This is a genomic window from Micromonospora coriariae (assembly GCF_900091455.1).
Taxonomy (GTDB): domain Bacteria; phylum Actinomycetota; class Actinomycetes; order Mycobacteriales; family Micromonosporaceae; genus Micromonospora; species Micromonospora coriariae.
The window spans coordinates 4,968,351-4,986,638 of sequence record NZ_LT607412.1; the positions used below are offsets into that span (position 1 = coordinate 4,968,351).

18 protein-coding genes and 2 pseudogenes are annotated in these 18,288 nt (G+C 69.8%); 7 read left to right on the top strand and 13 right to left on the bottom strand.

Annotation, left to right across the window (positions count from 1 at the left end; genetic code table 11):
* Nucleotides 1-22: 22 nt before the first annotated feature.
* Nucleotides 23-1,510: a malate dehydrogenase (quinone) gene (gene mqo, locus GA0070607_RS23125; protein WP_231930169.1), complete on the bottom strand. Its 1,488-nt coding sequence runs from the start codon at nt 1,508-1,510 to the stop codon at nt 23-25.
* A gap of 219 nt (nt 1,511-1,729) precedes the next feature.
* On the opposite strand from mqo, the gene GA0070607_RS23130 reads away from it, so the two are divergent.
* Nucleotides 1,730-1,957, top strand: a complete 228-nt coding sequence (locus GA0070607_RS23130) for a transposase (protein WP_157743216.1) — start codon at nt 1,730-1,732, stop codon at nt 1,955-1,957.
* Nucleotides 1,958-2,269: 312 nt separating this feature from the next.
* Here the strand turns inward: GA0070607_RS23130 and GA0070607_RS23135 are convergent, their stop codons facing one another.
* The 3 genes and pseudogenes from GA0070607_RS23135 to GA0070607_RS23145 form a co-directional block, all read right to left on the bottom strand.
* Entirely contained in the window at nt 2,270-2,977 is a 708-nt protein-coding gene (locus GA0070607_RS23135) for a transposase family protein (RefSeq protein ID WP_231930171.1), read from the bottom strand.
* A gap of 836 nt (nt 2,978-3,813) precedes the next feature.
* On the bottom strand, nt 3,814-4,020 hold the full coding sequence (locus tag GA0070607_RS23140; protein WP_157743217.1) for a DUF2795 domain-containing protein: 207 nt from the start codon (nt 4,018-4,020) through the stop codon (nt 3,814-3,816).
* 248 nt (nt 4,021-4,268) lie between these two features.
* Nucleotides 4,269-4,358, bottom strand: a pseudogene (locus tag GA0070607_RS23145) (transposase); the annotation flags it as partial.
* 77 nt (nt 4,359-4,435) lie between these two features.
* On the opposite strand from GA0070607_RS23145, the gene GA0070607_RS23150 reads away from it, so the two are divergent.
* The 3 genes from GA0070607_RS23150 to GA0070607_RS23155 all read left to right on the top strand — a co-directional run bounded on the left by GA0070607_RS23150 (nt 4,436) and on the right by GA0070607_RS23155 (nt 6,464).
* Nucleotides 4,436-5,305, top strand: a complete 870-nt coding sequence (locus GA0070607_RS23150; protein ID WP_231930173.1) for an integrase catalytic region — start codon at nt 4,436-4,438, stop codon at nt 5,303-5,305.
* The gene (locus tag GA0070607_RS33520) at nt 5,299-5,499 is read left to right on the top strand and encodes an integrase core domain-containing protein (RefSeq protein WP_231931196.1); all 201 of its coding nucleotides are present in this window, start codon (nt 5,299-5,301) and stop codon (nt 5,497-5,499) included. Before GA0070607_RS23150 ends, GA0070607_RS33520 begins: the two co-directional genes overlap by 7 nt.
* A 728-nt stretch (nt 5,500-6,227) precedes the next feature.
* Nucleotides 6,228-6,464 (top strand): SHOCT domain-containing protein, encoded by a 237-nt coding sequence (locus tag GA0070607_RS23155; protein ID WP_197701129.1) that lies wholly within the window; start codon nt 6,228-6,230, stop codon nt 6,462-6,464.
* 250 nt (nt 6,465-6,714) lie between these two features.
* Here the strand turns inward: GA0070607_RS23155 and GA0070607_RS23160 are convergent, their stop codons facing one another.
* The 3 genes from GA0070607_RS23160 to GA0070607_RS23170 form a co-directional block, all read right to left on the bottom strand.
* Nucleotides 6,715-7,251, bottom strand: a complete 537-nt coding sequence (locus GA0070607_RS23160; RefSeq protein ID WP_157743218.1) for a universal stress protein — start codon at nt 7,249-7,251, stop codon at nt 6,715-6,717.
* A 77-nt stretch (nt 7,252-7,328) separates the two neighbouring features.
* Nucleotides 7,329-8,222, bottom strand: coding sequence for a universal stress protein (locus GA0070607_RS23165; protein WP_089020057.1), 894 nt, complete (start codon nt 8,220-8,222; stop codon nt 7,329-7,331).
* A 48-nt stretch (nt 8,223-8,270) separates the two neighbouring features.
* Nucleotides 8,271-11,021: a bifunctional acetate--CoA ligase family protein/GNAT family N-acetyltransferase gene (locus tag GA0070607_RS23170; RefSeq protein WP_231930175.1), complete on the bottom strand. Its 2,751-nt coding sequence runs from the start codon at nt 11,019-11,021 to the stop codon at nt 8,271-8,273.
* A 182-nt stretch (nt 11,022-11,203) separates the two neighbouring features.
* Here GA0070607_RS23170 and GA0070607_RS23175 point away from each other — a divergent pair, with 182 nt between their 5' ends.
* Both GA0070607_RS23175 and GA0070607_RS23180 read left to right on the top strand, forming a co-directional pair.
* Nucleotides 11,204-11,908: a CBS domain-containing protein gene (locus GA0070607_RS23175; protein ID WP_089020059.1), complete on the top strand. Its 705-nt coding sequence runs from the start codon at nt 11,204-11,206 to the stop codon at nt 11,906-11,908.
* 152 nt (nt 11,909-12,060) lie between these two features.
* The gene (locus GA0070607_RS23180; protein ID WP_172899085.1) at nt 12,061-12,420 is read left to right on the top strand and encodes a CBS domain-containing protein; all 360 of its coding nucleotides are present in this window, start codon (nt 12,061-12,063) and stop codon (nt 12,418-12,420) included.
* Nucleotides 12,421-12,633: 213 nt separating this feature from the next.
* Here GA0070607_RS23180 and GA0070607_RS23185 read toward each other — a convergent pair whose 3' ends face one another.
* The 6 genes and pseudogenes from GA0070607_RS23185 to GA0070607_RS23210 all read right to left on the bottom strand — a co-directional run bounded on the left by GA0070607_RS23185 (nt 12,634) and on the right by GA0070607_RS23210 (nt 17,569).
* The gene (locus GA0070607_RS23185) at nt 12,634-13,107 is read right to left on the bottom strand and encodes a universal stress protein (RefSeq protein WP_089022044.1); all 474 of its coding nucleotides are present in this window, start codon (nt 13,105-13,107) and stop codon (nt 12,634-12,636) included.
* A gap of 175 nt (nt 13,108-13,282) precedes the next feature.
* Entirely contained in the window at nt 13,283-13,855 is a 573-nt protein-coding gene (locus GA0070607_RS23190; protein ID WP_157743219.1) for a hypothetical protein, read from the bottom strand.
* The gene (locus GA0070607_RS34180; RefSeq protein WP_089020062.1) at nt 13,741-14,442 is read right to left on the bottom strand and encodes a recombinase family protein; all 702 of its coding nucleotides are present in this window, start codon (nt 14,440-14,442) and stop codon (nt 13,741-13,743) included. The genes GA0070607_RS23190 and GA0070607_RS34180 overlap by 115 nt, the downstream gene beginning before the upstream one ends.
* 132 nt (nt 14,443-14,574) lie before the next feature.
* Nucleotides 14,575-15,507 carry a transposase gene (locus tag GA0070607_RS23200; RefSeq protein ID WP_231930185.1) on the bottom strand — a complete coding sequence of 311 codons (933 nt, stop codon included), beginning with the start codon at nt 15,505-15,507 and terminating at the stop codon, nt 14,575-14,577.
* Between the two features lie 136 nt (nt 15,508-15,643).
* Nucleotides 15,644-16,421, bottom strand: a pseudogene (locus tag GA0070607_RS23205) (transposase family protein).
* Nucleotides 16,422-16,624: 203 nt separating this feature from the next.
* Nucleotides 16,625-17,569 carry an oxidoreductase gene (locus GA0070607_RS23210; RefSeq protein WP_331716430.1) on the bottom strand — a complete coding sequence of 315 codons (945 nt, stop codon included), beginning with the start codon at nt 17,567-17,569 and terminating at the stop codon, nt 16,625-16,627.
* A 79-nt stretch (nt 17,570-17,648) separates the two neighbouring features.
* Between GA0070607_RS23210 and GA0070607_RS23215 the strand changes: the two genes are divergently transcribed.
* Nucleotides 17,649-18,284, top strand: coding sequence for an acyl-CoA-like ligand-binding transcription factor (locus GA0070607_RS23215; protein WP_231930187.1), 636 nt, complete (start codon nt 17,649-17,651; stop codon nt 18,282-18,284).
* Nucleotides 18,285-18,288 lie beyond the last annotated feature (4 nt).

Below are 18,288 nucleotides of genomic sequence, written 5' to 3' on the forward strand. Positions count from 1 at the left end.
CCCTTCCCGTGGACCGTCGTGCTCACCCCGGCAGCAGCCCGAGTACCCGGCGGGCCCGCGTCACCTCCTCGCCGAGCCGGTCGGGGCCGAACTGCCGCACCGTCTGCGTCGACGGCGCGAGCCGGTCCAGCTGTGGCGCCCACTCCGGCATGCGCTGCGGAAAGCTCGCCGCGAGCACGTCGAGCATCGTCGACGCGGCGGTCGAGGCACCGGGCGAGGCGCCGAGCAGGGCGGCCAGGGAGCCCGCGGAGGTGACGATCTCGGTGCCGAAGCCGACCGTGCTGCGGCCGCCGGTCTTCTTGAGGACCTGAACTCGCTGCCCTGCGGTCATCAGCGTCCAGTCGTCCGCGCTCGCCGACGGCACGAACCGGCGCAGCGTGGCCGTTCGGGCATCCGCGGACTGGGTCACCTGCCGGATCAGGTAGGTCACCAGCGGGCGGTTGTCCCGCGCCGCGGCCATCAGGACCGGGAGGTTCCCGGGCCGGACCGATCGCACCAGGTCGGTCAGCCGGCCACGGGTGAGGAAGCGGGGCGAGAAGGCGGCGAACGGTCCGAAGAGCAGCGCCTCCTGTCCGTCCACCACCCGCAGGTCGAGATGCGGAACAGAGATGGGCGGGGCGCCCGGAGCCGAATGCCCGTACACCTTCCCCCGATGGGCCGCCACAAGCTCGGGCCGATCGGTCCGCAGGAACTGACCGCTGATCGGGAAGGCGCCGTACCGCCGGATCTCCGGGACCCGGGCCGACTGCAGCAGCGGCAGCGTCCCGCCCCCGGCCCCGACGAAGACGTATGGCGCCCGCAGCCGCCGGCGATGCCCCGTCCTGCGGTCGCGGACCTGCACCACCCAGGTCCGCCCATGCCGGCGCAGGGACGTGACCTCCTGGCGCGTTCGCACGACGCCGCCGCGCTGCTGCAGGGCCGACAGCAACTGCCGGGTGAGGACGCCGAAGTCGACGTCGGTCCCCTGCGCCGAGCGGGTGACCGCCACCGGTTCGTTCCCGTTCCGGCCCTCGAACATCAGCGGCAGCCACGAGGCGAGGACGTCGGGGTCCTCGCTGAACTCCAGGTCGGAGAAGAGCGGGTGGCCCCGCAAGGCCTCCCACCGGGCCCGCAGGTACGCCACGCCGTCCGCACCGCGGCCGAAGCCGAGGTGCGGGACCGAGTGGATGAACGCCTCGGGCGGCCCGAGCACCCCCCGCTCCACGAGACGGGCCCAGAACCCCAGAGATGAGACGAACTGCTCGCCGATCCGCACGGCGCTCGACACGTCCACCGTGCCGTCGGGCCTCCGCGGGGTGTAGTTGAACTCGCAGAGCCCGGCGTGGCCGGTACCGGCGTTGTTCCAGGCGCTGGAGCTCTCGAGCCCGGCCTCGTCGAGCCGCTCGACGACGGTGATCCGCCAGTCCGGCTGCACCTCGCTCAGCAGCACGCCCAGGGTGGCGCTCATGATCCCGCCGCCGACGAGGACGACGTCCCAGCCCTCGCTCGCACCGCTCCTCGACACGATCACACTCCCCACGCTAGGAGCCCACGACGATGCCTGTCCAAGTCTGCTCGGGCATGGGGTCGATATCCCCACGATATCGCGATCAGCCGAGCAGCACGGCGATCCCGACGAGCACGGGAACGGACAGGACGGTGGTGGAGTCTCTACGCGAGTTTGCATGCTGCCGAAGCTTCCGATCTTGGCTGTTTGGGCTGGTAGAGGGTCTTGTCGCGGATTGAGGTGGTGTTCGCGACGAAGCCGCAGCTGGCGCAGGCCATGCTTGCCCGGGCGATGGACGCCGGGGTCCCAGCCCGGTGGGTCACCGCGAACGAGGCCTACGGCCAGGACTCGAAGTTCCGGACGTTCTGCGACCAGCGCCGGGTCGGCTACGTGGTGGCCGTGCTCCGCGACCAGCAGATAGGGCTGGGTGTGCACCGCCCGCGTCGACACCCTGGCCGGACAAGCCCCTGACGAGGCGTGGAAACGGCTCGGCCGGGGCCGGCTCGAAGGGGCCACGGCTGTACGACTGGGCCACGGCCGGCCTGCCCGACCTCGACGACAGCGGCCGCAGCCGATGGGTCCTGATCCGTCGCAGCATCGCCGCCCCCGGCGAGCTGGCGTTCTACCTGTGCGCCGGACCCGCCGGCACCACCATCACCACCTTGGTCGCCGGAGCCCGGTGAGCGATCGAGGAATGCTTGTGCGCCACGAGGCGCCTTGTCGTATTCCCAACGCAGTTGGGAGGAACTCGGAGGGAGGTTTCTGGGTCTGAATGACGTGATCTCAACAAGAAGGCGGTAGGTAGCGGTATTCGAAATGGGTGAGGTGGAGAGCAGCGCGGACGATGTCGCCGACCTGTCGTGGGATGGCTGTGCTGTGACGTAGGGTCCGCCAGCGGCCGACGAGAATCGCGAAGCCGCGTTCTCCGAGGCACCGCATCGATCGAAGGACGGCGTTGTAGGCGCGGTTGTCGACCGCGAGCCTGCGGCCGTCGGCAGGCTGCTTGTATGGAGCGTGGATGCCCTGGCTAGCGCCTTCGTAGCCCGAGTCGGCCAGAGTCGGCAACCCGAGTTCGGAGGCCGCCCAGTAGAGGGCGCCGGTGGCGTCCAACCGCTGGGCGCATGTCAGGTCGTGCAAATGTCCGGGCATCGCATCCGAGGTCCAGATCGGTAGCCCGTCGGGGCGCATGCTCGCTTGGATGTTCGCGCCGAAGTCACGGTGTTTCCCGGAGTACCACGCGTCGATCGTGTCGTCCTTCACGGTGGCGATGGTCTCGGCGAGGCGGTCGGTGTCGAACAGCTTCCCGTCGAGGATCACGTGCGACCAGCCGTCGGCGGCGACCCGGGTCAGCGCGTCGTGCAGGGTGGGTGTCTGCGCCGCCAGGACCCGCACGGCCTCGGCGACGTACCGGTAGGCGGTCGCCCTCGACACGCCGAACCCCGCCCCGAGGGTGGTCTTGTCCTCACCCTTGCGAAACCACACCAACACCATGATCGCCTGGTCAGCGCACGAGTTCCCGGGCGGGTGCCCACCGTGCGACGCTCGGCACGAAGCAGCCGCACCACGTGCTGTATGAGTTCCCTGGGAACGTCGAGCCTGGCAGAATAGGCGATCACGTGGAGCCCTCTCGAAGACTGGATCCTGTCGCAAGAACCTGTCTATCGATGGCTCCACGCCCATATCCAACACCGTCCGGTATGGACGTTACGCCCGTGTCATCCCCACACGGCCGCCGGACCTCGCTGAGATCACCTCAATGGCCCTCAGCCACCGCTTACTTTCCCCGCTGGCTGATGAAGAAGCCGTTCCAAGTTGCCATTCCGGACTCGACCGGGAAGGTGGAACTCGAGTAGCGAACCGGCCGGTCAACTGTATCACGTGCATCTCGGCGACCTTGTAAAGGAACAAATCTCTGGGTGTCCATTGTTGCGTCTCCGGTCATTTTCTGCGGTGCCTCCTGACTACCCGTGATGAGGTCACTTGATGCTGCAGGACTGCCGCCCCGGCAGAATCTTTGGGACGGGGGTGCCGGCGGGCTAGGGCGATTCAGGGCGCGGGCGTGGATTTTTCTGCGGCCGGAGGCTGCCGGGTAGAACACGCGGCGTGTGCTGCGGTGGTAGTGCGTGGGCCGGCGCAGGTGCAGCCGGCTGGGGTTGCCGAAGGTGGCTTGCAGGTCGCCGCGGTCGCGGCGAGGATCTCGGCGCGGAGCAGCGGCCAGAACTGCAGGCGTGGCAAGCAAACCACCTCCTCATTGTGATGGCGCTCCATGCCCACCTCCGTGGGCGCGCCAGGCCAGGGCCGAAGGTCCCGTGATCCCGGAGACTGTGTTAGCTGCCGATGGGGACGTGGCCAAGTTCGTACCACAGGTTGCGGATCGTCGGATATGGCTTGTCCGGTAGGGCTTGGAGGACGGCGATGATCTCGGGGCGGGCGTGGCTGCCGGCGGCGTGGGCGAGTATCCGGTCGCGGGTGGCGGGGCCGGTGGTGAAGGCTGCTTCGACGTGGACGGCCAGCTCGGTTCGTGTGACGGTCATCAGTGTTTTCTCGGCTCGCGTTGGGGGTGGGTGGGCTGAGGTTGGCGTGGCCTGCCGTACGAGTGTGGCCATGCCGGTTGGGTGCGGGCGGCTATGGGAGCCGGTGGGTGAGGGTGTCTAACGACCTCGTGCACGGTTGCCGGGAGGGCCAGTCACCTCATCGGCGGTGAGGTGCGGCTGGTAGGGCCTTGAGCGGCTTGGTGGCGTTCTCGGTGCGGTCGGTGTGTTGGTGGTCGGATAGCAGGCCTGATCCTGCCGGCGGTGCCGGTGTACTGGCGTTGCACCCCGACCGAATGCACGCCCTTCTTCAGGTCGCCGGTCTCGTCGACGACCAGGACCTGTGGGTGCCAGAAAGTCGTCCGTTGCGGCTGAGCTGGGGTTTCGTGGGGCTGGTACCTGCCGGGATGATCGGTGAGTGGCACTACGACTGGTCTACTTGATGTGCTCGCAATTGATGCAGTGGGCGGTGCTGCTGGCCCGGGACTCGGCGGCCAAAGACGTCGAGCTTCTGCTGCTGCGTCATGAGGTGGCGGTGCTGCGGCGACAGGTCGCTCGGCCGCGGGTGGACTGGGCTGACCGGGCGATGCTGGCCGGTCTGGCACGGCTGCTGCCCCGCCGGCTGTGGGACGGGTTGTTCGTGCGGCCGGCCACGCTGCTGCGCTGGCATCGGGATCTGGTTCGCCGGCGGTGGACCTATCCGAGCCGGCGGGGCCGGCCATCGGTCACCGCTGAGATCCGCGGCCTGGTGTTGCGACTGGCCGGGGAGAATTCGACCTGGGGCTACCGCAGGATTCACGGCGAGCTGTGCCGGTTGGGCTTCCGGGTTGGCGCCAGCACGGTGTGGACCATCCTCAGGGGTGCTGGGGTTGATCCGGCGCCGAAGCGGTCGGCGGTGACCTGGCGGCAGTTCCTGCGGGCGCAGGCCGAAGGCGTCCTGGCGGTGGACTTCTTCACCGTGGACACGGTCTTGTTGCGGAGGTTGTATGTGCTGTTCGCCGTCGAGGTCGCCACCCGCCGAGTCCACGTGCTTGGGATCACCACGCACCCGGCGGGGGAGTGGGTGGCCCAGCAGGCGCGGAATCTTCTGATGGACCTCGGCGAGCGGGCTGGGCGGTTTCGGTTCCTGGTGCGGGATCGGGACATGAAGTTCACCACGGTGTTCGACGCTGTGTTCGTCGCCGCCGGTATCGAGGTGCTCAAGACGCCGGTGCGGGCTCCGAGGGCCAACGCGTACGCGGAGCGCTGGGTGGGCACGTGCGCCGCGAACTACTCGACCGGATGCTGATCTTCGGGCGTCGCCATCTGCAGTCGGTGATGCGTGAGTATGTCAACCATTACAACGTGCATCGCCCGCACCGCTCGTTGGGACAGGCGCCACCGCTCCGCCCGACGCAGTCACCAGTCGCCGTAGCCGGTGTGCGGGTGGTGCGGCGCGATCGTCTCGGTGGCCTGATCGGCGAGCACTCGCAGGCTGCGTAAGGTAACCGATTTTCTGGCACCCACACGTCTCGACCCGGTATCTGCGCCAGGAGTTCTCGTCCCACCTCAGCTGGTATCTGCGGGGGCGGTCACCTGTGGTCGCCGTCGTACTTCGCCGGCTCGTGAGGCGGCACTCGACGTGGTCAAGGAGTACATCGAGAGCCAGGAGCGTCCAGGTCCGTGACGGCGTTCCTCCCGGCCGTAAACGGCCGGGGTGCCCTCCCTATTCACGGCTGAACCTGCAAACGCAGCGGCTTGTCGGTCAGCACCTGTACGGCGTCGTCAACGCCGTACCGCTGCCGCTGACGTACGAGCTGGCGCGCCGAGGGAAGCGTCCGATTCTGGAGGAGGTCGTCATGCGGCGGGACATCTCGATGGCGGTCGGGGCGATCGCCCTACTGGTGGTGGTCGCGTTGGCCGGTCTTTGGCTGACGGCGCGGCTCTGAATCCCGCCACCAGCCAGGTTCGATGACGGCGGTGAGCGTTGAGGCATAGCCTGAACTCATTCTGTCGCCGCAGGCCGCAGCCGCCAGAACGTTGGCGCTGCACGGTCAGGGACCTTCGGCCCTGAGCATGCGGTGGCTGTCGCGACCCTCGCGAGGGGTGACGCCCTGCGGCGGGAGTGCCGAAAGTCTCTACCGGGCGTCGTCCGCCGCGACCTAGCGTCGAAACAAGTGGCCAGCGGCATCGCACGACGCGTGCGGGCCGGACAGTAAGGGGGCGCGGACGTGTTCTGGCACCACAACGGCATGGGTGGTTTTGGCTACCTGTTGATGCTGCTCAACAGCCTTGCGTTCGTGGGGTTGTTGGCAGCTGGCGGATGGGTCGGGTGGCGTGCGCTGCGCGATCATGGCGAGCGCCGGGTGGGCGATCCGGCAGAGCGGCTGCTCGCCGAGCGTTTCGCGCGGGGCGAGATCAACGACGAGGAGTACCAGCGTCGGCTCGACACGCTGCGGCACGTGTGAGCGCTTCACCGACGAGCCGGTCGCGCGCCTGCCAAGCAAGGTCCTGCGGCAGGTGCGATGCGGCGCAGACCGGCGCGTTAAGGTAGCGCTGTCTCGGGAGTGAACTGACCAATCAGGGCTCAGCGGTCGCCGCCGCTGGCGCCGGAGGTGAGGTCATCGTAGTTCGCGATTTCCGTTATGAGCTCGTCCACTATCACGCGGAGACCTGGATGGTCAGTTGCGGGTACGCCCCTTGTGTCTGGTGCGTCGCTCAGCAGGCCGCAGCGTGGGCGGCGTCGACGGGCGTTTCGCGGGGGCTTCGGTGCATCGACACGCAGCCGCGCGTGGATACGACCACGATCGGCGCGGGTTCACCGCCGCGCCGGTGTCGCGCCAGCCGGGTGGCGACCCCGGCGGCGACCGATCGCGGTCGCAGGCCGCCCGTGGCGTCTCCACCGAGTACCACCAGGTCGGCGAAGCCCGCCGCGTGGCACAGCGTGGTGACCGGGTCGGCGAACGCCATCTCCCGAGCGACCTGAGGAGGGTTGGCCGGCCCCGCGGTCGCCGCCGCGACGGCGTCGCGCTGCATCCGGTGCAGCCGCACGCGGTGGTGGACGAGTTCACCGTTGTCCCGGGCGCCGATCCGGTCCACGGCTGGCCACGCGGTAACAACCAGAAGTGTGGCGTGGCGACGTGCCGCTTCTCGCGCCGCCCACGTCAGCGCGTGGTGCGCCGATGCCGATCTGTCGAGCCCGATGACGATCCCGGTCGTGTGCCATCGCGTCCTTTCTTTGCCTGCGCGCCTCAAGCTTCGTCCGGTTGCGGTACGGCTGCAGAACCGGGGTCCCGACCGGGGGCAGGTCGGGACCCTTCTCGGAGTGCGGGTCAGACGGGATCGGCCCGCTCCGCCGTCGCTGGCGGGATCTCGCGGATGACCGCGACCGGGCAGTGGCTGTGGTGCAGCAGTTGCTGGCTGACCGAGCCGAGGAGCAGGCCGCGGAATCCGCCGCGCCCGCGGGATCCGACGACGACCAGTTGGGCGTATCGGCTGGCCTTGGCGAGGACGCGGCTTGGGTTGTCCGCGACGACCTCTGTGGTCACCTCGACGTCCGGATATTTCTCTTGCCAGCCGGCGAGCAGCTCGTCGAGCGCGGCCTTCTCCGCTGCGGTGATGTCTCGCTGATCGAGGTTGGGCGGGCTCCACCGCGGTGTCGGCGGGGTCCAGGCCCGGATGACGTGCAGGGGCACGCCGCGGTCGGCGGCCTGCTCGAGGGCGTACTGGAGCGCCAGCAGGGAGCCCGGGGATCCGTCCACGCCCGCGAGCAAGTGTGCGCCGGGCCGTTGCTCATCGCCGCGGACGACCACGACCGGGCAGTGGGCGTGCGCGGAGACCGCGAAGCTGGTGGAGCCGACGAGCAGGTCGGCGAAGCCGCCGTGTCCCCGGCTGCCGAGCACGACGAGGGACGCGTGCCGGGACTGCTCCTGCAGCACGACGGCGGGCGGCCCGTCGAGCAGCGTGCCGGTGACGATGAGGCCGGGGTGGGACCTGGCCGCTTCGGCGACCGCGTCGTCGATCATCGTTTGGGCGTCATGTCGCGCGGTGGTGTCGGGCCAGCTCGCTGGTCCGGGGGAGAGCGCCGCGGGGACGATCGGCCAGTCGAAGGCGTAGGTGAGCAGGAGGGGCGTGCCGGTGCGGGTGGCATGGGTGATGGCCCATTCCACGGTGGCTGCGGCGCTGGCGGAGCCGTCGTAGCCGACGACGATCGACCTGCTGGTCATGAGAGCCTCCCTGATGGTGGGCGCGCGACGGAGGCGTCGCGCGGGGGGTTACTGGGGTTGGCGGAGCTGTCGCAAGGCGGGGTCGGGTTCCGCGCCGACAGGCTCGAGGCGCAGCTTTGCGTCGACGGCGAGGGCGCCGTCGGGTCCGACCAGCACCGGGTTGAGGTCCAGTTCGGCGACCTCGGGTACCTCTTCGGCGAGACGCCCCAGTCGCAGGAGCAAGTTTTCGACGGCGGTGGTGTCGACCGGTTGTGCGCCTCGGTATCCGGTCAGCAGTGGCGCGGCGCGCAGTGAGCGCCACATCCGTTCCGCGTCGTGGTCGGTCATCGGCGCCAGCCGGAATGTCCGGTCGCCGAGCAGGTCGGTGTGTACGCCGCCGAGGCCGGCCATCACCAGGGAGCCGAACAGCGGGTCGTGCACGATGCCGGCTACGAGTTCCGCCTGTCCGCGCGCCAACGGCTGGACCAGCGCGCCGCACTCCGTCCGACCCGCGGTGGTGACCGCTCGATAGGCGGCGCGCACTGCCGCGGCGTCGGCCAGGTTGAGCTGGACGCCGCCCGTGTCGCTCTTGTGCACCAGGTCCGGGTCCCCTGACTTGAGCACGACCGGGTAGCCGATGCGCTCGGCCGCGAGGACAGCGTCGTCCTTGCTGCGGGCGGTGACGGAGGTGACCAGCGGGATGCCGTAGCCGGCGAGGATGGCGGCGGTGCGCTCGTACGGCTGCCAGCCGGCACCCGCGGCCAACCCCTGCGCGACGGCGGTGCGGACGGCAGCGGTGTCGATGTCGGACAGTTCGGGTCGGGTGCCGAGCGGCTCCCGCCGCCAGGCGGCGTACCGGGTGGCGTGCCCGAGTGCCCGCACCGCCCGTTCGGGTAGGTCGAAGATCGGCGTGCGCCGCGCGCCGAAGGTCGGCTGCGCCTCCGGCAGGCCGATGACGACGGCGGCGACAGTCAGGTCGGGGTGCGCGTCGACGACCGGGGTGATGGCCGCCAGGGTCGCGGGCACGTCGTTGGTGCGGGTGGCGGCGACAATCACGAGCAGGGAGTCCACCTCCCCGCTGACCGTCAGCGCTTCCACCGTCTTGGCGAATGCCGCGGGTGTGGCCGCGGCGCCCAGGTCCAGGGGGCTGTCATGGCCGGCCGCGTCGGGGGCGACGGCTGCCAGCCGCTCGCGAAGCGCCGGGCTCAACGACGGCACACGTAGGCCGGCGGCTGACGCGGCGTCGGCAGCGAGCACGTTGACTCCGCCAGCGTTGCCGACCACGGCCAGCCGCTCACCGGCGGGCAGCGGCTGGTCGGTGAGCATGCGGGCGGCGTCCATCAGGTCACCGAGGTGGTCGACCCGCACCACCCCGGCCTGGGCGAAGATCGCATCGACCGCTACATCGGGAGCGGCGGCCGCACCGGTGTGCGAGGCCCCGGCCCGCGCTCCGGCCGTCGACCGGCCGCTCTTGACCGCCAGAACCGGCTTGCGGCGGGCGAGGGCCCGCACCGTACGGGCGAACTTGCGCGGGTTACCGAACGACTCCAGGTACAGGGCGACGGCGGTGGTGGCCGGGTCGTCGAACCAGTAGGCGAGGAGGTCATTACCGCTGACGTCTGCTTTGTTGCCGAGCGACACGAAGGTCGACACACCGCAACCTGCTCGCGCGGCGTGATCGAGCAGCGCGATGCCCACCGCACCCGACTGGGAGGCCACCGCCAACCCACCCCGAAGCGGCGCGGCCGGAGTGAAGCTGGCGTTCAACCGGATGGCGGGATCGGTGTTGACGATGCCCAGGCAGTTGGGTCCGACCAGCCGGATGCCGTGCGCGCGGGCCAGCCGGACCAGCTCGGCCTGCCGGGCCCGCCCTTGCGCGCCCGCCTCGCCGAAGCCGGATCCGAGCACGACGGCGGCTCGCACGACGGCGGCGCCCGCCTCGGCGACAACGCTGGCAACGGCCTCGGCCGGCACCGCGATAACCGCCAGGTCGACCGGACCGGGTAGGTGTGCGAACGACGGGTACGCGGGCACGCCCGCGATCGCGCTGGCGTGGGGGTTCACCGCGTACAGATCGCCGGTGAAGCCGTACTCCCGCAACGCCCGAAGGGTTTCGTGGCCGATACGGCCCGGCCGCCGGCCGGCACCGACGACGGCGATCGATGTCGGCGCCAGCAGCGGGCGCAGCGAGGCCCGCTCGGCGATGCGCTCACGCTCGTCCACGGCCAGCTGCGCAGCCTCGTCCGCGCCGGTGGTCAGCGCCAGGTCGACAACGCCGTTAGCAAGGCGCGACCGGAGGCCGGAGGTCAGATCCCGGGCCACCTTCAGCATCCGGCTGTTGCCCGGCAGGACCTCGCCGACGAGCTCGTCAACGCCCTGTGCGCGGGCGGCCGCGGCCAGGTGCTCCAGCAGCAGGGTGCCGATGCCGCGCCCGCGCTGCGTCTCGTCGACGAACACCGCGAACTCGGCCCGCCGCTCAGCGCTGCCGCGCTCGTACGACGCGACGCCGACGACCGCGCCGGACTGCTCAGCGACGAACGCCTCGTGACGCGGTGACGCCCGCCGGCACAGCCGATCGATCTCGGAGGCGATCATCGCCGGCCCGGGAGCCACGAAGAACCGCATCCGCAGACTGTCGATACCGGCCCGGCCGTAGAGCGCGGTCAGTTCCGGCCGGTCAGCCGGGTGTACCGGGCGGATGCGGACGATGCCGCCATCGGCGGTCAACGCGTCGACGCCGGTCAGCTCACGGCCCCCAGCAGCGGCGTCTGCGGTAACGGCGGTTGATGTGGCAGGGGTTGACGCGGCGGTCGCGATCACGGTCGGCCTCCTGAACATCCGGTTTCCGTCCACTTCAGCCAACCGCAGCCGGCCCCATACGGGTCAGGGCCATCCGACCCTCAACCGGCCTGCCGCAGGTCCCTTCGACAGCGGTCATCCGGCTCTGACCAGCCTCGCTCTCGGATTCGTACGGTGAGGTCAGGACTGCGAAGGAGGTCGTGATGAGGACATGGCAGGTGTGCGACGTGATGAGCACGGACGTCGCGACGGTGCGGGACGACACCCCGTACCGGGAGATCATTGACGTGCTCACGCAACGGCACGTCAGCGCGGTGCCCGTGGTCGACAAGCTCCAGCACGTGCTCGGCGTGGTGTCCGAGGCGGACCTGCTGCACAAGGTGGAGCTCATCGGGCAGCCGCACGAGCGGCGCGTCTTCGAGGGCAGCCGACGGCGGAAGGAGCGGGTCAAGGCCGACGCCGCTGTCGCTGCCGACCTGATGACCGCACCGGCGGTGACCACCCTTCCGCACACGCCGTTGGTCGCCGCAGCCAAGACGATGAACAGTGAGCAGGTCAAGCGCCTGCCGGTGATCGACGACCTGGGCCGGCTCGTCGGCATCGTCACCCGCAGCGACCTGCTTAAGGTGCACCTGCGCCCCGACGCCGACATCCGCCACGACGTGGTGCAGGAAGTCCTGCGCCGAGTCCTCGCGGTCGAGGAGGGCGTCGTCCAGGTGACCGTGCACGGCGGCGTGGTCCGGCTGACCGGGCAGATGGACCGCAAGTCCTCGGCGGACATCGCCGGCCGACTCGCCGCACAGGTCAGCGGCGTCGTCGAAGTGACCAACGAGCTCGGCTTCGACTTCGACGACAGTCAGCTCGCCGACCGGTGGTCCGGACGGACCACCTTCACCGGCATCGCCTGAAGGCAGCGGGCACGGAGAGGAGCATCCGGCGACGCGCCCCTCTCTGTGCCCCTCGGGCAACCTGAGAGGCGATCATGAAGGCGATCTACATTGCAGGACGTGAGCCCGACGGTGGGCCGGGACGGTTGGCGACCCGGCCGGTCACCGAGGTGATGAGCAGCCCGGTCTTCTCCGTAGACGTCGACATTCTGCTCGGCGACGCGCTGGAGGCGTTGGTCCGCACCGGGCGCCGTCACCTTGTGGCGGTCGACGGGGCCGGGCGGTGCCTGGGCGTGCTCGCCGACCGGGCGGTGGCCGCGGCGTGGGCGCATGACCACGCGGCGCTGTCTCGGCTTACCGTCGCGGCTGCGCTGGATCCGGACCCCGCCACGGTGAGCACCGACGCGCGGGTGATTGACGCCGCACGGTTGATGCGGGCGGGCGGCATCGACGCCGTCGCGATTGTCGACGCGGACGGCCGTCCGGTGGGCATCGTCACCGGAAGCGATCTGATCGCCCTGCTTGCCCGGTAAGGCGCACGTCCATGTCCCTCGGCGAGCCTGAACACCGCGGCGGGCCTGGGCCTTGACAGCGGCGTCGTCGCGTCGCGTTGAACTGGATCCTCCTGGAAACCCGGCCGCCACCATCGCCCGCTTGAGGCGTCCGGTCCGCTGGCCCGCCGAACAGCCAGCGCGTGGAGGAGGGGCAGCCGCGATCGGGCCGCTCCTCCTCAGCGATGGTTGCGGTTAGACCGGCAGCGCCGGCTCTGCCGTAGCATGCGGCACCGGCACGGGCACGGGGATGACGACGACCGGGCAGCACGCCTTGCTTACGCATTCCTCGCTCACCGACCCGAGGACGGTGTGCCGGATCCGGCTGTGACCGTGGCTGCCGAGAACGAGCAGTTCGGCGCTGCGAGCGGCACGCGTCAGCACGTCGGCGGCTCTGCCCTCCACGACCTCAGCAGCGACAGGCGACGACGAGCCTCGACGGGCCGTGAGTGCCTGGATCTCGCGATCGAGGATCGCGCGGGCCCGCTCCTCCTCGTCGGTCGGATTGCCGGCAGTCATCGGGCCGGACTCGATCCCGTCCCACCGCCAGGCGACTACCGCCTGCACCGCGCCACCGCGAGTCGCCGCTTCACGGGCCGCCCAGTCGAGGGCACGCCGCCCGCCATCGGAGCCGTCCACGCCGACGACGATCAGATAGTTGCTGGTCATCTGCCTCACTCCCTCCATGTCCTCGACCTCATCACACACCCGTCGTCGGCGGTGAGGTAGACGCGAAGGGCCCGGCGCGGCCGGGCCCTTCGACCTGTCATGCGGTGTGGTCAGGGCGTTGTTTCGGCCTCCGCCCGCAGCCAGCGCCACTCGGTGACCTGCGGCGGCTGCCGTACTAGAGTTGTGCGAGCTTCAGGCTCGTGCCGATCGTTATCGGCGGTGGGGTAATGGTTCGTGTTGCCCCTCGGACACAAACCATTACCCCACGGTGCGCGCTGAGATCCACTTCGGCGCGCACCGTTTGCGTTTCGGGTTGGTAATTCAGCCGGAGACCGAGTTGCCGGTAGACCTCGGCCTTGTCGGCCGGGTCGGCGTCGCGGAGCACGGTGGTGATGTCGCCGAGCGCGGTCACCAGGGCCGTGATTTCTGCTCGGCTCATCCGGCGCGGGGTGGTGCCCGCGATCGTGCGTAGATCTGCTTCCGCACGGGCGCGTTCGGCCTGGGTCTGCGCGATCCAACCGGTGACCACCGCTGGGTCGGCGCCAGCGTCGAGGGCGGCGCGGTAGCGCTCCAACTTGGCGTCGCACTCGATGATGATCGTCTGGGCTGCTGTGCCCGTTGCGGCCGGCTGATCTAGGGGTTGGGCGTCGGCCATCGCGGTGATCGTTTGTTCGATGCGGTGGGGCGCGAAGGCGGAGGCCAGCCAGGTGTCGAGCGGGTCGGTGAGAGCGTCCTCGCGCAGGTACACGTTGCGGGGGTGGGGTGGGCTACCTGGTTGGCGAGGGCGTATTCCTGGGGGAAGCGGCAGCGGTAGTAGGCGTCGCCGTGGTTGTACTGGCCCTGCATCCGTCGGTCGCAGGCGGCGCAGTAGATCAGTCCGCGGAAGACGTACGGGTTGCGGGTGCGCTGCCGGACGTGTTGTCTGCTGGCTCCTCGTCCGCGCCCGCGCAGGATGGCTTGGGCCTGCTCGAAGGTCGCGTCGTCGATGAGTGGTTCGTGGGTGATCTCCTTGGAGACCACCCACTTGTCGCGGGGGTTCCAGCGCATGACGCCGGTGTGGCCCATTGCCACGTCGTCGACGTCGAGCAGCACCTCGTCGGTGCGTTGCTTGGTCCAGACCTGACGGCCGGTGTAGCGGGGGTTGGTGAGGATGACGCGGACGGCGCTCTTGGACCAGGCGATGCCGCTGCGGTGCCGGTTGCGGACGCGGTCATGGGCTGATGGGCAGGGCACGTGATTGGCGCTGAGTCCCTCGGCGATGGCGAACAGGCCGATACCGGCGAGGAACTCGGTGAAGATCTGCCGGACGATCGGCGCGGTCTGCTCGTCAGGAATGAGGCCCTTGAGGCGCTTGCCGTCGGCGGCCTTAGCGGGGTTGGGATGCGGTCCGAGATCGCGGAGTGTGTAGCCGTAGGGCGGGCGGCCGTCTAACGACCTCGTGCACGGTTGCCGGGAGGGCCAGTGACCTCATCGGCGGTGGGGTGCGGCTGGTAGGGCCTTGAGCGGTTTGGTGGCGTTCTCGGTGCGGTCGGTGTGTTGGTGGTCCGATAGCAGGCCGGCGATGGCTCGGATGGTGGCGTCGAAGTGTTCGCGTCGGCCGTGGTAGCGGGCCAGGATTCGCCAGTTCTTCAGGTGTCCGATGACATGCTCGACGCGGATCCGTTGCGACGAGTGCCTTTTGCGGGCGGCGTCGTGCGCGGCGATGACGCTCGGTGGCAGTGACTTTTGGTGTTTGCGCGGTTTGGGCTTCGGTGTGATGACCACGCCGGCGGTGTCGGCGCCCAGTCCTTGATAGCCGGCGTCGGCGAGGACCTGGACCTTGAGGGGCGCGTGGAGCAGGAGGTCGACAAGGCCGGCGGTCCGCGCCTGGGTGAGGTCGTGCATCGAGCCTGGCCGAGTCTCGCCGCAGAACAACAGCCGACCAGCCGGATCGCAGATCACCAGCGCTTTCATCGTGTTCAGCCGGGCCTTGCCAGATACGAACCGGTCCCTACCCGCCCGCCCCTCGACCGGCCGGCGGACCCGCACCTCGGTGGCGTCCATCAACGCCCGCGGGTGCTGGCCCAGGTACCCGACCACGTCGGCGAGAGTGCGCAGCCGGACGCCGTCATGCACCCGGCAACCCCTCTCGGCCAGCAGCGGCCGCACCTCGGCGATGCTGCGGGAGACCGTCGAACGGTGCACCCCGAACCAGGCTGCTACCACGTCATGGGTCAACCCGTGCCGTAGGTGCACCAGCGTGGCCAGCAACCGGTCGGCGAACCCGAATCGGTGCTTCGCACCCGCGCCGACGCGGCGGCGACGCGTGCGCGTCGCGAGCCGATCACGGTGGCGGGCCTGCCACCGCGGTCCCAGCTCCGCGATGAGGCCCGCTATCACCTGCCGGGACAGACCCGTCATCCGAGGATTCATCATGATCGCAGCGCCAACCATGATGCCAAACGATCATCGATCCTCGCGGACTCGCAACGGTGCACGAGGTCGTAAGGGACGTCTCGTAACTGGGTGAAGGCGTTGCCCGGCGTGGGCTCGGCGGTCAGCTGGCGAGGATGATGTTGTGGAGGTTGGCGATGCCGGAAGCGGCGTCGGCCAATGTGTGGGCGGCGCGGCGGTAGTCGCGCAGGATCTTGAAGCACTTCATCCTGGCCAGGGCGTGTTCGACCCCTGCGCGGACGGTCCGGTGTTCGACGTTGAGGGCTTCTTTCCAGTCCAGCAGAGCGCTGCCGTCTGAGGGCTTGCGGTACGGCATGATCACCTCGGGGTTGCCGCGGTAGCCGCCGTCGGCCATCACCGGCCTCTCGTTCAGCTTCTGGTCGATGCCGCTGGTGCGGTAGACGATGGTGTCGTTGCGGTTGCCGGGCTGCGGGTCTCCGACGGCGATGACCAGGCGGGTGCTGGCGTCGATGGCGACCTGCAGGTTCGTTGAAACCGGTAGTTCTTGCTCCGGCGGCCAGGCGGTGATCGCGGGTGGGGATCAGAGTTCCGTCGACGATCGCGATCTGCTCGACCGGCCGCTTACGCACCGGCGACAAGGCCAGCAGCGGGCCGAGGGTGTCGATGACCCGGTGCGCGGCGGAGTGCGACACCCCGAACAGCGGGCCGATCTGGCGCATGGTCAGGTTGGTGCGCCAGTAGGTGGCCACCAGCAGCACCCGGTCGGCGAGATCCAGGGCCCACTGCCGGCCAGGCCGGCCGTCGGCGACGCCCTCACCGCCACGCTCGGCGACCAGCCGGACCAGCTTGCGGAACTGGGCGGGCTGCAGCCCGGTGAACGGAAAGATCCAGTCAGGGTTGGCTGCGGTGATCACCTGCACCCAGGGATCCTGACCGATCGTCCTGACTAGACAGACAGCGGGGTTACGAGACGTCCCTTAGAAGGACGAGCAGGCGCTGTGGGATGTGACAGCGGAGAGACGGTTACGGCGAGCGTTCGCCGGTCCAGGGGCCTCTGTGTTCCCGCCAGCGCCCTCGGACCCACGGGTGTCGACGCTCGTGAGTGTCGGCGGCGGGTAGCTGATTAGCCGGAGGTCGGCAGCGAGTCGAACCGCACGCCGGTGGCCTGTTCGGACAGTTCCCACAGTCGGCGGCCGTTGTCCGGGTCGATGGCGGCTTCGGACAGCCGTCCCGGTGCGGGGTGGCCGCGCAGTTCGCCCGGCCCGTCGGGGGCGATGAGTAGGCCCGGTTGGGCGGTGGGATCGGTGGCGGCGAACAGTTGCGGCCAGGCACCGCGCTCGACGGGTTGGGCGAGCAGGGGGTTGCCGATCCGGCCGAGCAGGAGCCGCCAGAGCGGGGTCGTCGCGCTGGTCTGCAGGTTGGTGGCGGTGTAGCCCGGGTGGGCGAGGTAGCTCCGCACCGGGCTGGCCGCCGCGCTGAGCCGCCGGTGCAGCTCGAGGCCGAAGATCGCGTTGGCCAGCTTGGACGTGTTGTAGAAGCGCATCGGGGAGTAGCCGTGCGCGCCGGTCGGGTCGGTGGAGGGCAATTTCCCTTGCCGGTGGTTGACGGAGGTGACGGTCACCACCCGCGGGTCGCGGCCGGCCAGCAGCAGGTCGAGCAGGCGGCCGGTGAGGGCGAAGTGCCCGAGGTGGTTGGTGGCGAACTGCAGCTCGTGCCCCTGCGGGCTGAGGGTGCGCGGCGGTGCCATCACGCCGGCGTTGTTGATCAGCACGTCCACCCGGGCATGGTCGGTGTGCAGCCGGTCGGCGAAATCGCGTACCGAGTCGAGGTCGGCCAGGTCGAGCCGTCGCATCTCCAGGTCGGCGCCGCCCATGTCGGCGACTACGCGGCGGCCCTTGGCCTCGTCGCGGACGGCCAGCACCACGCGCGCGCCGTGGTCGGCGAGCGCCCGGGTGGTGGCCAGGCCCAGTCCGCTCGTGGCTCCGGTGACGACGAAGGTGCGGCCCGTCAAGTCGGGGATCCGTTCGGCGGTCCACCCGTCACTACGCATCAGCTCATCAGCGTTCACGGGCTCACTGTGCTCGATGTGACACTGAGTGTCAATGGGTGCATTGAATGCGGGGACCGGCGTGACGTAGCATCGCTGAATGAGGATGCACGCGGGCGGCAGCATGGCCGAACGCAAGCGGCAGCTGGTCGCCGACGAGCTGCGCGACGCGGCCCTGATGCTGCTCGCCACCCGGGGGTTCGACGTGGTCACCGTCGATGACATCGTGGCCGCGGCCGGCATGTCGCGGCGTACGTTTTTCCGCTACTTCGCCTCCAAGGAGGACGTGGTCGTCCGGTTCCTGGCCGACCTGTGCGCGGACGTCGTGGCCGAACTGGTCGCCCGGCCACCCGCGGAGCCACCGTCGGTGGCCTTGCGCCACGCCCTGTGGGTGCCCTTCGCCGCCTGCACCGACCACCCTGACCACACCGAACGAGCCAGGGTCGTCGTGCGTCTGATCCTGGACACGCCGGCCCTGCACGCCCGGGCGCTGGAGTACCAGATCCAATGGCGCGCCGGTCTGACCACCGAACTGGCCACCAGGCACGGCCTCGACCCGGACGCCGATCCCTTTCCACGGATGGCCGCCGGTATGGCCATGCTGGCCTTCGACACGGTGTTGCAGCAGTGGCAGGTCGGCGACGACGAGCACCGCCTAGCCGAGCTGACCGATGGGGCGTTCGCCGTTGTCGCACCGGCCCTCGATGCCTGCACCGCCTCGTCCGACGTCGGCTGACCGG

Bases quoted from the DNA above. Each gene is read 5' to 3' on its own strand.
- GA0070607_RS23135 (WP_231930171.1), bottom strand. From the start codon at position 2,977: ATGGTGTTGGTGTGGTTTCGCAAGGGTGAGGACAAGACCACCCTCGGG.
- GA0070607_RS23140 (WP_157743217.1), bottom strand. From the start codon at position 4,020: ATGACCGTCACACGAACCGAGCTGGCCGTCCACGTCGAAGCAGCCTTC.
- GA0070607_RS33520 (WP_231931196.1), top strand. From the start codon at position 5,299: ATGCTGATCTTCGGGCGTCGCCATCTGCAGTCGGTGATGCGTGAGTAT.
- GA0070607_RS23165 (WP_089020057.1), bottom strand. From the start codon at position 8,222: ATGACCAGCAGGTCGATCGTCGTCGGCTACGACGGCTCCGCCAGCGCC.
- GA0070607_RS23175 (WP_089020059.1), top strand. From the start codon at position 11,204: ATGAGGACATGGCAGGTGTGCGACGTGATGAGCACGGACGTCGCGACG.
- GA0070607_RS23180 (WP_172899085.1), top strand. From the start codon at position 12,061: ATGAGCAGCCCGGTCTTCTCCGTAGACGTCGACATTCTGCTCGGCGAC.
- GA0070607_RS23185 (WP_089022044.1), bottom strand. From the start codon at position 13,107: ATGACCAGCAACTATCTGATCGTCGTCGGCGTGGACGGCTCCGATGGC.
- GA0070607_RS23200 (WP_231930185.1), bottom strand. From the start codon at position 15,507: ATGACGGGTCTGTCCCGGCAGGTGATAGCGGGCCTCATCGCGGAGCTG.
- GA0070607_RS23215 (WP_231930187.1), top strand. From the start codon at position 17,649: ATGAGGATGCACGCGGGCGGCAGCATGGCCGAACGCAAGCGGCAGCTG.